Source organism: Vibrio sp. 1-2 (7-a), from assembly GCF_013048515.1.
Taxonomy (GTDB): Bacteria; Pseudomonadota; Gammaproteobacteria; order Enterobacterales; family Vibrionaceae; genus Vibrio; species Vibrio diabolicus.
The window spans coordinates 18679-35139 of record NZ_VHSQ01000022.1; the positions used below are offsets into that span (position 1 = coordinate 18679).

12 protein-coding genes and 1 pseudogene are annotated in these 16461 nt (G+C 43.8%); 9 read left to right on the forward strand and 4 right to left on the reverse strand.

Features of this window, described 5'->3' with window-relative positions; all coding sequences use genetic code 11:
- Positions 1-282 precede the first annotated feature (282 nt).
- The 3 genes from FKN08_RS23360 to FKN08_RS23370 all read left to right on the forward strand — a co-directional run bounded on the left by FKN08_RS23360 (position 283) and on the right by FKN08_RS23370 (position 4925).
- Positions 283-1392, forward strand: coding sequence for an efflux RND transporter periplasmic adaptor subunit (locus FKN08_RS23360; RefSeq protein WP_152815169.1), 1110 nt, complete (start codon positions 283-285; stop codon positions 1390-1392).
- Positions 1392-4505 (forward strand): multidrug efflux RND transporter permease subunit VmeF, encoded by a 3114-nt coding sequence (vmeF, locus tag FKN08_RS23365; protein WP_170892957.1) that lies wholly within the window; start codon positions 1392-1394, stop codon positions 4503-4505. Before FKN08_RS23360 ends, vmeF begins: the two co-directional genes overlap by 1 nt.
- Before the next feature lie 222 nt (positions 4506-4727).
- Complete coding sequence (locus FKN08_RS23370) at positions 4728-4925, forward strand: type II secretion system protein (protein WP_005390570.1); 198 nt, start codon at positions 4728-4730, stop codon at positions 4923-4925.
- A gap of 90 nt (positions 4926-5015) precedes the next feature.
- On the opposite strand, the gene FKN08_RS23375 is transcribed toward FKN08_RS23370, so the two are convergent.
- Positions 5016-5591: a porin family protein gene (locus FKN08_RS23375; protein WP_005390572.1), complete on the reverse strand. Its 576-nt coding sequence runs from the start codon at positions 5589-5591 to the stop codon at positions 5016-5018.
- A gap of 213 nt (positions 5592-5804) precedes the next feature.
- Here FKN08_RS23375 and FKN08_RS23380 point away from each other — a divergent pair, with 213 nt between their 5' ends.
- Positions 5805-6122, forward strand: coding sequence for a DUF1244 domain-containing protein (locus FKN08_RS23380; protein ID WP_005390574.1), 318 nt, complete (start codon positions 5805-5807; stop codon positions 6120-6122).
- A gap of 64 nt (positions 6123-6186) precedes the next feature.
- Here FKN08_RS23380 and FKN08_RS23385 read toward each other — a convergent pair whose 3' ends face one another.
- Positions 6187-7281: a PLP-dependent cysteine synthase family protein gene (locus FKN08_RS23385; protein ID WP_053807137.1), complete on the reverse strand. Its 1095-nt coding sequence runs from the start codon at positions 7279-7281 to the stop codon at positions 6187-6189.
- A 138-nt stretch (positions 7282-7419) separates the two neighbouring features.
- On the opposite strand from FKN08_RS23385, the gene FKN08_RS23390 reads away from it, so the two are divergent.
- Both FKN08_RS23390 and FKN08_RS23395 read left to right on the forward strand, forming a co-directional pair.
- On the forward strand, positions 7420-7884 hold the full coding sequence (locus FKN08_RS23390) for an Lrp/AsnC family transcriptional regulator (protein WP_053807138.1): 465 nt from the start codon (positions 7420-7422) through the stop codon (positions 7882-7884).
- Between the two features lie 462 nt (positions 7885-8346).
- On the forward strand, positions 8347-11388 hold the full coding sequence (locus FKN08_RS23395; RefSeq protein WP_170892958.1) for a cadherin repeat domain-containing protein: 3042 nt from the start codon (positions 8347-8349) through the stop codon (positions 11386-11388).
- 64 nt (positions 11389-11452) lie between these two features.
- Here FKN08_RS23395 and tesB read toward each other — a convergent pair whose 3' ends face one another.
- Positions 11453-12313: an acyl-CoA thioesterase II gene (gene tesB, locus FKN08_RS23400; protein WP_170892959.1), complete on the reverse strand. Its 861-nt coding sequence runs from the start codon at positions 12311-12313 to the stop codon at positions 11453-11455.
- Between the two features lie 240 nt (positions 12314-12553).
- On the opposite strand from tesB, the gene FKN08_RS23405 reads away from it, so the two are divergent.
- The gene (locus FKN08_RS23405) at positions 12554-12988 is read left to right on the forward strand and encodes a YbaY family lipoprotein (protein WP_012842007.1); all 435 of its coding nucleotides are present in this window, start codon (positions 12554-12556) and stop codon (positions 12986-12988) included.
- A 30-nt stretch (positions 12989-13018) separates the two neighbouring features.
- On the opposite strand, the gene FKN08_RS23410 is transcribed toward FKN08_RS23405, so the two are convergent.
- Positions 13019-13321, reverse strand: coding sequence for a DNA base-flipping protein (locus tag FKN08_RS23410; protein ID WP_134646971.1), 303 nt, complete (start codon positions 13319-13321; stop codon positions 13019-13021).
- A gap of 257 nt (positions 13322-13578) precedes the next feature.
- Between FKN08_RS23410 and FKN08_RS23415 the strand changes: the two genes are divergently transcribed.
- The gene (locus FKN08_RS23415) at positions 13579-14322 is read left to right on the forward strand and encodes a hypothetical protein (RefSeq protein WP_005390598.1); all 744 of its coding nucleotides are present in this window, start codon (positions 13579-13581) and stop codon (positions 14320-14322) included.
- A gap of 152 nt (positions 14323-14474) precedes the next feature.
- Positions 14475-16334 (forward strand): annotated as a pseudogene (locus FKN08_RS23420) (GGDEF domain-containing protein); the annotation flags it as partial.
- Positions 16335-16461: the final 127 nt, after the last annotated feature.

Consider the following 16461-nt stretch of genomic DNA (forward strand, 5'->3'; position numbering starts at 1 on the left):
AGGATTTTTATACTTAGCAAGATGTTTTCCCAACTCATCTCCCAAGTGCGGAGCGAATCATAGCAAACTCGCTCAGGCTGTAAAGCGTTTTTCTTGCGTTTTTACGTTGAATGCTGTCTTTTTGGGCAAAGATGGTAGAAAGTCAGCGTTTTGTGTGTCCTTTGAACAGAAGAGAAACGCTCTTTTTACTTGAATTTACACTACTTGACGTTAAACCACGTATCTACTGATAAAATGTAAGCAGTTTAATGACATAAGTTTATTCGTTTAGAAGTCAATATCATGAGCATGAAAGCCACGTTATCGTTATCTGTTTTAACGCTTTCTATATTAATGAGTTCTCCATCAGCTTTCGCAGCTATGCGAGGCTCAGCAGTTACCGTCGTAACTGAACAAGTAGAAACGCACGAGATCAATCAATCCTTATCGCTTATCGGTAAATTAGAAGCGGCGGAGTCTGTGGTTGTTGCATCGGAAGTCGCCGGCAAAGTGAATCAAATCGCTGTTAAAGCGAATCAAAATGTCCAACAAGGTCAACTGTTAATCAAGTTGGATGATGATAAGGCTCAAGCTGCTTTGATTGAGGCAAAGGCGTACCTTAAAGATGAACAACGTAAGCTAAAAGAGTTTCAACGTTTGGTTAAGCGAAATGCTATCACCCAAACTGAGATCGACGCACAAAAAGCAAGCGTTGAAATTGCACAAGCAAGGCTGGACGCCGCTCAAGCAAATTTGGCCGATCTTCATATTACTGCGCCGTTCTCTGGCACTGTTGGTTTCATCGATTTTAGTCGCGGTAAAATGGTTAGCGCGGGTACAGAGCTGTTGACCTTGGATGACCTTTCCGTCATGGAGCTGGACTTACAAGTACCGGAGCGCTATTTATCAATGCTTTCTATTGGTATGGAAGTCATTGCCAAAACCAGTGCATGGGGTGAACAGACGTTTACTGGTCAAGTCACAGGTATTGATACGCGAATCAGCGCAGAAACGCTGAACCTGCGTGTGCGTATTGAGTTTGAAAACCCTGAAAACCGCTTAAAACCGGGCATGTTAATGAATGCATCATTGGCCTTCCCAGCGATTGAAGCGCCAATTATCCCAGTTCAAGCACTAGAATACTCTGGCACCAAGCGTTACGTATACGTCATCGATGACAACAATAAAGCGACTCGACAAGAAGTCATTCTCGGTGCTCGTGTTGATAACGAAGTCGTTATTGAATCAGGCGTTGAAGTTGGCGACAAAATTGTTGTACAGGGCATCGTTAATATGCGAGATGGTGTTGAAGTTAAGGAAATTATCGCACCAGGAAAGTCAAAAACAGCTAACGCAACTGGTAATCAAGGTGTTCAAAGCACGCAAGACGAAGCGGCTAAGGAAGCAAACTAATGTTACTTTCTGACGTTTCTGTAAAACGCCCAGTCGCAGCGTTGGTATTGAGTATGCTGCTGTGTGTATTTGGTTTTGTATCCTTTACGAAACTAGCGGTGCGAGAAATGCCGGACATTGAAAGTCCGGTCGTTTCTATTAGTACGCGTTACGAGGGCGCTTCCGCGACGATCATCGAGAGTCAAATTACTTCTGTATTAGAAGATCAGCTTTCAGGTATCAGCGGAATAGATGAGATCAGTTCGACGACGCGAAACAGCAGTTCGCGTATCACGATCACTTTTGAGCTAGGTTACGATCTCAATACGGGTGTTAGTGATGTTCGCGACGCGGTGGCTCGCGCTCAACGTTCGCTACCCGATGAGGCGGACGATCCAATTGTCTACAAGAATAACGGTTCAGGTCAGGCCTCCCTCTATATAAACCTCAGCTCTGCAGAGATGGACCGCACTCAATTGACGGATTATGCCGAACGTGTATTGATGGATCGCTTTAGCTTGATCTCTGGGGTGAGCTCCATTGATCTCTCTGGTGGTTTGTACAAGGTGATGTACGTGAAGCTTAAGCCAGAGCTGATGGCGGGGCGCTCAGTCACGGCTTCGGACATTACATCGGCACTGCGAAGTGAAAACTTAGAAAGTCCGGGTGGTGAAGTTCGCAATGACTCGACAGTCATGTCGGTACGGACAGCGCGTAGCTATAACACGCCGGAAGATTTTCAGTACCTCGTGATTAAAAGAGCAAGCGACAACACGCCTATCTATTTGAAAGATGTCGCTGATGTTTTTATCGGTGCAGAAAACGAAAACTCGACCTTTAAAAGCGATGGCGTTGTCAATGTTAGTTTGGGGGTTGTTCCTCAGTCTGATGCGAACCCGTTAGAAGTAGCAAAATTAGTTCGAGCTGAAGTTGATAACATCCAGAAGTTCTTGCCGGAAGGAACGCGGCTTGCTATCGACTACGATGCGACGGTGTTTATCGAGCGCTCGATAGAAGAGGTGTATAGCACGCTATTTATTACGGGCGGTTTGGTTATTTTGGTGTTGTACATCTTCATTGGTCAAGCTCGTGCAACCTTGATTCCAGCGGTTACGGTTCCGGTATCGCTGATTTCCTCATTCATTGCCGCTTATTACTTTGGCTTTTCTATCAACTTAATTACCTTGATGGCATTGATCCTGTCTATCGGCTTGGTAGTGGATGACGCGATTGTGGTTGTTGAAAACATCTTCCACCATATCGAACGTGGTGAATCGCCTTTGCTTGCGGCCTATAAAGGCACGCGGGAAGTAGGCTTTGCCGTTATCGCGACAACGTTAGTGCTGGTGATGGTATTCCTGCCGATTTCTTTTATGGATGGCATGGTAGGTCTGCTATTTACTGAGTTTTCTGTCTTGTTGGCGATGTCTGTGATTTTCTCGTCTTTGATCGCCCTAACATTAACTCCTGTGTTGGGTAGTCAGATTTTGAAGGCGAATGTAAAACCAAATCGATTTAATCAAGTGGTCGATCGCCTATTTAGTAAACTGGAGAGTGGTTACCGCTCATTATTGAAAGGCGCATTGAAAATACGTTGGGCTGCACCGCTGGTGATTCTGGCGTGTTTGGGCGGCAGTTACTTCTTGATGAACCAAGTGCCAGCCCAGTTGACCCCTCAAGAAGATCGCGGCGTGATGTTTGCGTTTGTACGCGGGGCTGATGCCACGTCATACAATCGTATGTCAGCCAATATGGACATTGTTGAATACCGGTTGATGCCATTACTCGGGCAAGGGTATCTGAAGTCGTTTAGTATCCAAACGCCTGCATTTGGTGGCCAGGCAGGCGATCAAACCGGCTTTGTTATCATGATTCTAGAAGACTGGAACGAGCGAGATGTAACAGCTCAGGAAGCGCTTAACAAAGTGCGTGGTGCACTGGCTGGCATACCTGATGTTCGAGTGTTCCCATTCATGCCTGGTTTCCAAGGTGGTTCGAGTGAGCCTGTTCAGTTTGTATTAGGTGGCTCTGATTACGACGAACTTCTCGTCTGGGCTGAAATGTTGAAAAACAAAGCAGAAGAATCGCCAATGATGGAAGGTGCTGAGATCGATTACTCAGAGAAAACGCCAGAGCTATTGGTTACGGTCGACAGACAGCGTGCCGCAGAACTAGGGGTCAGTGTCAAAGACATTTCTGATACGCTAGAAATCATGCTTGGTGGTAAAAGTGAAACGACTTATGTTGAGCGTGGCGAAGAATATGATGTGTATCTTCGTGGTGATGAAAACAGCTTTAATAATGCAGCGGATTTAAGCCAGATTTATCTGCGAACTAATAGTGGGCAGTTAGTGACGTTAGACGCGGTCACTAAAATTGAAGAAGTGGCAGCTTCTATTCGTCTATCTCACTACAACAAACAGAAATCCATCACTATTACGGCTAATCTGTCAGAAGGCTACACATTAGGAGACGCGCTGAATTACCTTGATCAACAAGCGATAGACAACTTACCAGGTGACATCTCGGTGAGTTATTCTGGCGAGTCAAAAGACTTTAAAGAGAACCAAGCGAGTGTTGCTGTCGTATTTGCGTTGGCATTGCTTGTGGCGTATCTCGTGTTGGCGGCTCAGTTTGAAAGCTTCGTGAACCCGTTAGTGGTGATGTTTACGGTGCCGATGGGCGTATTTGGTGGCTTCCTTGGCTTGGTTGTGATGGGGCAAGGCATGAACATTTACAGCCAGATCGGCATGATCATGTTGATCGGCATGGTGACGAAAAACGGCATTTTGATTGTCGAATTTGCCAACCAGTTACGTGACCGTGGTGTTGAATTCGAAAAAGCGGTTATTGATGCAGCTGCGCGACGTCTACGCCCGATCTTGATGACAGCATTTACCACGCTTGCTGGTGCTATCCCGTTGATTGTATCGACAGGGGCAGGTTATGAGAGCCGTATTGCCGTGGGTACCGTGATCTTTTTCGGGATGGGATTTGCGACATTGGTGACCTTGTTTGTCATCCCGGCTATGTACCGATTGATTTCGGCGAAAACACAGGCGCCAGGTCATGTAGAAGCAGAATTGAACAAAGCACTCAGCCACGATACAAAAGGCCGTATTGCTCATCCTTAGCCGCTGTACGTAAAGCTTTGATTGAAAACACCGAACAACTTTTGTTCGGTGTTTTTTTATATTGAGAGTGATTACTTATAGATCTAATGATTATTTTTGTTTATTATTTCGCCACTTCTTCGAGGGGCACAGGACTCGCTCATCGTATTGACTGAATGTCGGGTCTTGTTAGGTGTAATGCCGGGAAAGCAGCATATACCTATTATTATTTGAGGTGTTCTCTTGAAAAAAGTACGTGGTAGTTACATGGTAGAAATGGTTTTAGTTGCGGGTGTTATGGCGTTGTTAGCGACCACTGCACTTCCGACGTTAACGAATGCACTAAAAGATCGTCAAGATGGCATTTTACACTCTCTCGATGCCGGTCAACCAAGTAGCCATGTGAATCAAGAGACAACAGAAAAGTTCTCCGCTCAGTAACTGATGACACACCGTAGATTGTAAAACAAGCCGAGGTAAAAACCTCGGCTTGTTTGTATTTCAATTCTGGTAACTTGGTGCTATCTAATGTTAGAAGCGTTTCCCTAAGCTAACTTGCACACCTTCGTAGCTGTCGTAAAAATCTTCAAAGCCCATATCTGCGACATTATAGATGTACTCTGCGCGCAACCAGATGTCTTTGCTCATATCCCAATGGACACCAGCACCGATATTGAATAGTGCTCCTGAATCATCTGTGACTTTTTGTTGGTTTGGAACGTACATTTCTGCCTGAGTCCCCAACGCGGTCACGCGGCCGAACAAAGAAAGTGGTGTATCGCCAAGGTTATCACTGGTCAATACTGCTGACATACCCGCTTGGTAATAGTGCAAATCCAAATCTGTTTTCAGTGTGTCGTTTTTAAGTTCGTTTTGGGAGTAGCGAAGCACACCTTCAAACGCAAGGTATTGATTAACATGATAGCCCCAACCAACAGTGATATGTGGTGTGGACCACTCATTGTCTCTGTCTGAGCCAAAATAGGGTGTATCAAAACCGACGTTACCAGTACCCAGATAAAAATAAGATTGATGAGTTTGTTCTTGAGCAGCAAAAGTCGGCACACTGATGGTCAAGGCAGACAATAATAGAATGGCGTTTTTCATAACTTGACGATAACCTTTGTAAAAGACCGTTGTAATGAGTTGTGTTAATATTAATTTAATCAATAAGATAGATGGCGTTTATCATATCAGCTTTTACGCAAAGGTAGTCATTTAGACTGAGAATTGTTGCGCTAAAGCAGACTTCCTAGGCTGGAGAACTTACTATTCGGTATGGTGACTAACGTCAATCAAATAAAAGAGAAGGAAAGGAAAGTGGCTGAATTCAAATATAAAAATCTGACTCAAGAAGAACAAGATAAGTTAGACGCGGCGACATTTCGTCGTTTATTGGCGCATTTAGACGCGAATAAAGACGTGCAGAACATCGACCTCATGATTCTTGCGGGCTTCTGTCGCAACTGCTTTAGCAAATGGTACAAAGCTGAAGCGGAAAATCTCGGTGTGGATTTAGATATTGATGACGCTCGCGAACGTGTTTACGGCATGACTTACGATGAATGGAAACAAAATCATCAGCCAGCGGCAACGCCAGAACAATTGGCGGCGTTTGAAGCGCGTCAGAAAAAGTAATACTCATTTCCAAAAAAACAGCCCGCACATCAGCGGGCTGTTTTTTTACATTCGAATTTACATATTAAGCGGTAATTGGACCGCAACATGCAGGTTCGACACAGCCTTTCGCTTGAATGACTTCAAGTTGCGCGAGGTAAGGTTGAATATCACCGATGTTCTCTTTTACCCATGCTAAGTCGTAATACGTATCTAAGTAACGCTCACCAGAGTCACATAAAAGTGTCACGATAGAGCCTGTTTCACCGCGTTGTTTCATTTCGCAGGCCAGTTGAAGCACACCGTAGAGGTTCGTCCCCGTTGATGCGCCTACTTTACGCCCAATCAGTTGAGAAACCCAATGTGCAGTTGCCACACTGGCAGCGTCTGGAATTTTGCGCATCTCGTCAATAACACCTGCAATAAAGCTTGGCTCGACACGTGGTCGACCGATGCCTTCAATTTTGCTGCCGGCCTCACCTTTTAATGAGTGATTACCTGACTGGAAAGCGTCGTAAAACACCGAGTTTTCAGGGTCTACGACACAAAGTTTGGTGTCGTATTTTTGGTAACGAATAAAACGGCCAATGGTTGCGGATGTACCACCAGTTCCTGGGCTCATTACTACCCAATTAGGAATTGGGTGATCTTCTAGTTCCATTTGGCTAAAGATAGAGTTCGCAATGTTGTTGTTGCCGCGCCAGTCAGTCGCACGTTCAGCATAAGTAAACTGATCCATGTAGTGACCATTTAACTCTTGAGCCAAGCGTCGAGACTCGTCATAAATCTGATCTGAGCGCTCTACAAGATGCGCTTTACCACCGTAAAACTCAATTTGTTCAATCTTTTTACGTGCGGTGGTTTTCGGCATAACAGCAATGAACGGTAAGCCAAGCAAGCGAGCAAAATACGCTTCTGAAACGGCAGTGCTGCCTGAGGACGCTTCAATCACTGTGGTTTCAGGACCAATCCATCCGTTACAAATCGCATAAAGAAACAACGAGCGTGCCAATCGGTGTTTCAGAGAGCCTGTTGGGTGCGTGCTCTCATCTTTTAGGTAGATATCGATACCATCAAGAGAAGGCAGTTCGAGTTTAAATAAATGAGTATCAGCAGAACGTTGAAAGTCTGCTTCAATTTTACGCACTGCATTGTTGATCCAGTTGTGGTCAGTACACATGGCGTCTCTCCTTGGAAATCGATAGATAAGCATTGGATGGGAATAATTTACCTATAATATGAGAGAAAAACTTTGCTATAGTTGCTGGTAATAGATGTTTTGATAGAAAAGTTTTCTACACTTTGTGGGTTTTATAGGATGATTTTGGATCGAGTCGATAAGCAGCTGCTTGCGTTGTTACAAACCGACAGCACCTTGTCATTAAATGAGTTAGCAGAGCAGGTTAATCTGACAACAACGCCATGTTGGAAGCGTTTGAAAAGGTTGGAAGAAGAAGGCTACATCGAAAAGCGCGTGGCGTTACTGAGTGCAGAAAAACTCGACCTGTCTTTTATCGCTTTTGTTCAGCTAAAAACCATCGATCACTCTGAAGATTGGTATCACCACTTTGTCACAACAGTGAGTGATTTCCCTGAGGTGATGGAGTTTTATCGTATGGCCGGCGAGTATGACTACATGATGAAAGTGCTAGTCAAAGATATGAAGTGTTTTGACGAGTTTTATAAGCGCTTAGTTAATAGTGTAAAGGGATTGTCTAATGTGACTTCAACATTTGCTATGGAATCCATTAAATATACGACTGAGTTACCACTTCTCAACTAAATAGCTTTATACGAATTTTATTTAATGGTTACTCTACCTGTTAGCATTTTAAGTGTTAACAGGTAGCAGGGTTATTCTAACTAGGTTACTTTTTACTGGATTGGAATAAATATAAACGATATTTATTCTATCTTCTATTTCCGCATTAACTGTTTGTTTTTTTATCCTTTATTAAGTGCTCATACAGCAAAACGCATGAAAAAATAACGCAATTTTTTCTCTTTATTTTTCGTGTTTTATTTTTATTGAATATTCATTTTTACTAAATTAATTAATTGGTTTGATTTAAACGTTTGCTTAGTGTTGTTTTGTGTATTTTAGTCACCACTTCTGAACATTTCTTTTTATGCGTAATACAGTAGCAAATACTTAAGTAACAAAGTACTCAAAAATGGATATAGTGATTAATAAAACATCGTATTATTATCGCTAGCACTTATTTGTGACAAAGTATTTCTAAAAATGAACAGAAAATATTATTTGCTTTTTCTCGCGGCGTTACTCGCTGGTTGTGGTGGTGGAGGTGACTCTAAAACGAACAATACAAAGACACCAACTACGATAACAAAGCAGAGCCGTCCACAGTTAAAAGCTGAAGACACGTTATTGAAGTTTGAGGGCGTGGGAACCGTTACAGAGGCAAAATTGAGCAATGTACATGGCTCGGTGTCTTATCAAGTCATTGACTCTAATCCGCTAAATGTTGTGAAAATTAATGACTCTGGAATGCTACAAATTTTGCGTCCAGGAACGGCAACAATTCTGGCTACGGATAGCAGTTCTGCTTATGCTTCCTCTGAAGCACGATTTTCTATCACTGTGGAACGAGGTATTAACACAGACCTTTCGGTTAGTGATCTAAACTTCAATGCAATCGAATCTGAAGGGAAAGCGCTGACCGTTCGTGGCCAAAAAGGTGAATTGAGTTATGAAGTAGAAAGTGGTCATAACTTGATTCGGGTTGATGAGAACGGTTCGGTATATTCATTAGGCTCAATTGGTCAGGCGTCGGTACTGATTACTGACTCAGGTAACGAGCTTTATCTGCCGAAGCAAGTTCGCGCGACGGTGAAGCTTCATGGAGTAGCATCCGGGCAACTTCAATTCGCCTTGCTGGAAGACGAATATAGAAAAGGGCTGACGTTAGAACCTGCACGTTTAGATAAAGCTCAAACGCAAAGCATCACATACAAAATCATTCGCAGCGAACCAGACAACAAAGTTGCCGAGTTACTCAACCCTGAGTCAGGTGTGCTCCTTGTTCATAATGTTGGGCAGTTAACCGTTGAAGCGACAGCAACTTACAGCGATGCCTTTTTAGATAAGCAGCAAACGGCGCAATTTGTTGTGGATGTAAAACAAGGTCAACGCGAAGCAATCAGCGTAGCGGATGTTGTGAAAACTTATGAGGAAGGTGGCCGAATTTTCCCTAAGGTGACGAATGCTCGCGGCGACTATTCACTGCGAATTATTAGCGGCACAGATGTTATCGCTAAATCTATGAGCAGTGAAGCACTGCTGATCAAAGGTGTAGGTACGGCTGAAGTTGAAATCTACGAGCATGAAATGCGTAATTATCCTGCAAGTAAAGCTCGCTTCAATGTTGAAGTTAATCGCGCGCCTCATCCAGTGATGAACGACATTGAAATGTCGCTTATTTATCAGCCTAGCCTCTCAATTCCTTTGGCATTTTCAGGACAAAAAGGCAACGTAAGCCTAGTCGGTAGTTTACCGGACGGTTTAAGAATGACCGATGGCAAGTTAGAAGTAGAGACGGCTGGTGAATATCGTCTTAAGTTTGAAGATGATGGTGGGGATTTATATCAACCAATTCAGTTTAATGTAGTCATCAAAGTAGCGAAAGCTGCGGGACAAGCCATGGTGACACAAGATTATGAAATGGTGTATAGCAAAGACTATAGCTTTGATCTTCGTCGTGACTTTGGTTTAAGTACAAGTAACGATCATGTAGAACTCGTTGATAACACTGCTACAGATGTTATAGAGGTTACTGCGGATGGACGTGCCTATGTTTACAAAGCGGGTAAAGCGACGTTAACAGTTCGTAGACAGGAGAGCGCGAATTATACTGCGGGTCCAGATCAGAAAGTGTACGTTAATATTCTTAGTGCGCCGAGTCGGATTGATGTGCAATCCGATGTGGAAGAGACTTGGAAAACCAGCCAGCCTTATGTTCAAAAACCGACCATCTCTGGTACGGTTGGCGAAGTTTCGTATCGATTTGCAGAAAATGCAGCAACGGATGTGGTTTCCCTAGACAGCAAAACGGGCGAGATGCGCATCCTCAATGCTGGCAGCACAAGAGTTGTTGTATCGGATGCAGGGGACGATAAATTTACTCCGGGTGAAAGCAGTTTCTCTGTAACGATCAAACAGGGCACAAACCCTGTATCGCTTGCTTATCCAACGGTAGACTTTTCAGCGGGTACTATTATCTCACCAGTGATGAGTGGAGGAGAGGCGAAAGCCAGCTATCGTCTTATTAACCAAAAAGATCCTGTGGTTGAGTTAGTCTCTTCTGAAACGGGGCGTTTGAAGATTTTGCACGCAGGCGAGTACCAATTAGAAGTGACGCTAACTGCACGTAACTATACAACTAAAACCGTATTGGTTAACGGCACCATTAATAAAGCGGATCATCCCGGTCTTACCACGAAACTTCAAACCGTTGAGTTTACGCCTTTCAAGGCAATTGACTTAGATTTCGGTAGAACGGTCGGTACTCGCACTTACTCATTTGGCGATACTGTGAGCAAAGATCTTGCCACGTTAGACAATGCGAATGCTGAGTTGACGCTAACCAATTATTCTCAATACCATTCTATTGCGCTAGATATCTCTGAGAGTGAATCGCGAGATTACAAAGCGTTACCAAGAACAAAAGTCACGGTTAGTGTCGATTTGGCAGAGTCGGGTGTTGCAGATAAATACACACAACTTAATAGCGAACAAACCGTTATTGTGAGCACGCTTAGTGCCCCACAGTTTGCCAATCTAGAAGAGAGTGAATTTGGTATCTTGGGTTCGCGTTCGGTACGTGAACCGACGGATGACGAGTTGCAAAAACACGGTAAAGGTAAGGTTGTGCTATTTATGTTTAAGCCAGTTGGTAGCTATGACCGAAGACAAGAAAAGGCAGCGTGGGTGCATATTGCTCGATTCGATGGATGTACATCAGAGCTATTTGCTGATGACCTTAAGCCTTTTAATGCAATTGGTTATGATGATCCAGGGTATTGCACCAGCGGTAGCACTATCCGTATGACTCGGTTCTTAGTGATTGATGATTCTAATTTGGAAGACATAGAGTATGAGTCGGCAGCACCAATCATTACTTACCGTCGTGGGGTGCGTGAATTTTTAGCAACGGATAAAGGTGGATTCTATGCTGACCCAAATGTCGTTTACGGGAAAAGCGAATACGGTTACCCGAAATCACTTTACGAATGGTCGGTCATTACTATGAAGTATCAACCAAATTAATTATCGTTTGATACCCACAAAAAAGGAGTGCTAAGCACTCCTTTTGTCGTTTAGGGTTTAGTGGTTACTTGGTATAGCGCATTACACCTTCTTGCACTGCGGTTGCCACTAAATGACCTTGCTGGTTATAGATTTCGCCACGCACTAACCCACGAGTGTTACTCGCTGTTGGGCTTTCTATCGCGTACAACAGCCATTCATCCATTTTGAACGGACGGTGGAACCAGATTGAATGGTCAATGGTGGCAACTTGGAAGTTTGGCGTCATTAATGACACTTCATGCGGGTGCATTGCTGTCACGAGGAATCCCCAATCTGATGCGTAGGCCAACAGGTACTGATGTATAAGCAGGTTCTCTGGCATTTCACCATTGGCACGAATCCAAAGATACTGTTTAGGCTCTGCTTTTTTGGGTTTTAGGGGGTTGATGACCGTAACAGGACGGGTTTCAATTGGCTTTTCACCACAAAATGTTTTGCGTAGTCGCTCTGGCAGGAATTCGGCTATATGGCTAGCAAGCTCACTCTCAGAGGCGAAGTTTTCTGGGCCAGGAATGTCTGGCATTTCCTTTTGATGATCAAACCCAGGTTGATCGCCATGGTAAGACGCCGTTAAGTAGAAAATAGGGCGTCCATTTTGAATCGCCTTAACGCGTCTGGTGCTGAAGCTGCGGCCATCCCTTAGGTTTTCTACATCATAAATAATGGGCTTTTCTGGATCACCAGGGTACAAAAAATAACTATGGAAGGAGTGCACCGCGCGTGTTTCTTCAACGGTGTAGCGCGCAGCAGAAAGCGCTTGCCCAATCACTTGGCCACCATACACTTGAGGCAAACCTAGGTTTTCACTTTGGCCACGAAACAAGTCTTCTTCTAATTTTTCGAGTTGTAGTAGGCTGAGCAATTCTCGTAATGGTTTACTCATTGTGTCTCCTCACCGTTGTCTTTCACTCCAACTTACCTCAACAGTCTCACTCTTGTGAAGTGCCATAGTTAAGAACTATTGAGTAACTTAGAAATAGTATTGTTCCGATTATGAAACAAAATCAATTGTTTGATAAATTCTAACTCAGTCAAACTATTGTCAAATAAACTGACAGGAAGCAGACAGTTTTGTATTCCACACCTATAATTGCTCCGGTTTAATACTCTTTTCGAGGAAGATATGAAAAAAACACTACTGCTTGTTACTTCTTTACTCTTTGGGGCTGCGTTAGTGGGTTGCCAAACTTCTCAAAATACAGAAATGGAATCTGCAGAGGCGTCAATGAAGACGATTACAGGTACAGTGGCTTACCGTGAGCGTATTGCTCTGCCGCCAAACGCAGTGGTTACCGTCGCGTTAGAAGATGTGTCTTTGGCTGACGCGCCAGCAAAAGTACTAGCAAAGCAGACATTCGAAACGGAAGGTAAACAAGTTCCTCTTTCTTTTGAGCTGAACTACGATAACAATGAAATCAAACCAAACCATCGTTATAGCGTCCGTGCGCGTATTGAAGTGGATGGTAAATTGCGTTTTATCAGCGATACACATAACGGTGTAATCACAGATGAAGCACAAACTCACCAGTTGGATATTCGTCTAGTTGGTACGCGTTAATATCAAACTCAGCGAACAAAAAATGGCAGCCTAAGGCTGCCATTTGTATTTTCTTAGCGAAATTTTTCCAATCTCAGACACTTCAATTCCTTCGGCTTCTAATTTCTTTGTTTGTCGTTCTAAATCACTGCCTTTTAAGGATATTTTTCCTTGACTATTTATCACTCTAAACCACGGGAGTTTGCTGTCCTCTGGCAAATTACCAAGCGCTTTACCAACATGTCTTGCGTAGCCCGGGTAACCTGCCATTTTTGCGATTTCCCCGTAGGTGGAGACTTTTCCTTTTGGAATTTGGTGAATTACAGCAAAGATTTGCGCTAAAAATTGGTCCATACTCAAAAGTGTCTATTGTGGATTACTAAGGAATGGTAAACCATCGGACTTGTATATTGCTAACGGTTCTTAACGTTTATATTGCCCGCGATTGACTTTTGTTGATCACATTTTCTCTTCAGTCGTGCCGTATGTTAATGAGCGTTAAAAAGCATAAAACAAACACAAGCTAAGCTTGAATCTAGACCCTCTCAACGACTTTTAATCCCAGTTTTTGCCGTTGAGTTACCAAGTAGGTGGGGAAGCCAGGAGGCGCTATGATTTTATCGACACTTCAATTTTTCATTACGACTTTACTCGCAGTGGTGTGCGTTCGAGCGATGAGTTTGAGCGAGGGAGATATTCCCGTTCTTGCACTCATGATCCCGGCGTTGTGGATCTTGCCACAAGGCGGGTTTGCAGGCTTGGTGTTGCTGGGCGCAATGATGGCTTTTGGCGCTACGCTCTCAATGCAACCTATCGCGCTATCGATTGGTATTTTGATCCTTTTCCCACTTTTAATGGTAGTGTTCTCTCGTAGAAGTTCGTTGGGCGTCCTGCTCACCGCAGGCCTAATCGTACTTACTCTACAAGTCGGTATTATGGTCACGCAACAAGGTGGGAAGCTGGATGGATCCGCTTGGGTTACAGTGGTTCAAACTGTCTCGGTCATGGCGATGTGGTGGTCTGCTGTACATTGGACCCCATCCAATAAGCACAGCTGGTGGCCGATGCTGTTGTTGTTCCCATTATGGATTGCTGGCTTACCATATGCCGTTCTTGTGGCATTGAGCGTGACAGGAATGCTGGCTTCAATGGAAACCCTCGCGAAGCTTAAACACTCCATTCGTTGGAGTAAACTATTGTGCTGGACGTTACCGACCGTTGGCTTTGCTGCCTTAGTGGTAAGTCCGACTACAGATGTACCAAACCCTGTTTTTGTTGTTTGGATCTGTTTGTTAGGAACGGCTTGGATGACGGACTATATCTTACGTAGCAGCGATGAACAGGCAGAATTATGAGTATTTCGTCAGGTAAAAAGTGACACGTGCGGCAGACTATCGAATTGGTTGTGGAACAAAATGAAGATTAGTATATGTTCTTCATTTCATATTTACTAAACTTCCAATAATAATAACCACATTATAAGTGGTTGATTTAAGATAAGTTTGTCATGACTACCTTTGCTCGAACACTGTTGCTTTTTACTTGTTGCCTACTGAGTTTGAATGTAAAAGCTGAATCACCTTTAATTGCTCATTATAAAGTTGCGACAGAAGCGGATGATGTCGTCACCCGTGTTCTTTTTAATGCTGCATCGAAAGAGTTCGGCTTTACCGTTCAATATGTGAACTATTCCAGCTTTGATGCCATTCTAAATTCCGTCGCGAATGGAGAAGCGGACTTTGCTGCTAATATCACTTACACAGAAGAGCGTGCTCAACGCTTTAGTTACTCCCGTCCAACTAATATCGAATATACCTACCTTTTTGGTTTAAAAGACTCGACGTTGAGTGACATTTCACGAGTTGGCGTCCCTAAAGATACGGTTTATGCCGAATTACTTAAACAATACTACCCGGAGCTAAAACAGGTCTCTTATCAAGGTCATGACCAAGCGGTAACGTTACTGAGATCAGGCGTTGTTGAAGGCGTAGTCGATGCCATCAATCAGCTTAAGCCGATGCTGCTGGAGGGCTTTGACGCTAAGATGTTGAATGATCAGATTTCGATAAAGCCAGTATCGATCATCAGTAAAAAAGATCATCATCTCGAAGAGTTGGATACGTTCGCTACGTTTATTCATGGGGAAGGAGTGCAAAAGCAACTTCGTGAAGAGATCTCCCAGTATCAATTTGAATTAAGGCGAGCGGCATTGCGAGAATCTATTCGCTTATTACCTCTCGATTTTAGTGAGCCAATACGGATCAAGCTCGAATCTATCTTTCCATATGTTGTTTACAACGAAGACGGCAGTATCGAAGGGATGACGGCAGATGTCGTCCTGAGAAGCTGTGAGATCTTGGCATTAAACTGCGTGATCATTAGTGAGCCAAATGAAAGCTGGGGTTCCATGTACCATGAATTTATGCAGGGGAGTTTTGAAATTTTAGCGCCGTTAACGGTCAGTCGCGAGCGGCATGAATTTAGTTACTTTCCCAAGCCCCATTACTCACCAGCATCCGTTATGGTCAAGCGTTTAGGTTATAAGCCGAACACTTACTCTCATGTGTCACAGTTGATCTCTGAGCGGATTGGTGTGGTTGAGGACGACTTTTTCGACCAAATGATGACGCAACTTTTACCGCTAAAAGAGCTGAAACGTTATCGTACCCAACAAGAACTCATTCAGGGTTTATTGAATGAAGAGGTCGATTACATTCCGATGGATACCGCGATGCTCAACCACTTTTTACGTCTGAGCGAGTTGGTTCCGATAGAGCAGGACACGGCGATTGGTGAGTTTTACCAGTCACAACTTTCTGTTGGATTGGTGGCGAACGAGAAAGGTGCCATGCTTGCTCCTTTTTTCAGTCGAGCGATAGCGATGTTGGAAGTTGATAAGATCATTGCCCAGTACGACCTGCGCCCAGATTGGCGTACCGCGCTTGAATATGAGGTTCGGCTGGCGACGCAAACACAGGCTGTGTTTGTCTTTGTATTGTTGTTTGCGATTTGCGTTTCGCTCTATCTTTACCGTCAATCGAATACCGACAATTTAACGGGGTTAAGAAATCGCCGCGCGTTGCAAGTAAAACATCGAAAAGGCGTAAACAAAGAGCTATCCATACTTTACTTAGATATTAACCACTTCAAACGAATCAATGATACGTACGGTCACCGTGCTGGTGATGAGGTGTTGCAATTATTGGCGCTAAAAATTCATTATGTATGGTCAGGGAAAAGTTACCGGATAGGGGGAGATGAGTTCATCTTGTTGGGCTACCCGACTCAAGCGGAATTAAATAGGGCAATGAAAGAGCTCAGCAGAATTGATGTAAAAGGCAAACTGTGTAGTGAGTTAGAGTCTGTGGGTAAGCGTCTACGAACCGACTCATTGACTTTCTAATATCTACGCAGATACCGCCAACTAAGGCGGTATCTGTCATTCTGAGCGGTATTCTGTAGGGGCGGACTATTCCGTCTTTGGCATTTTCCAA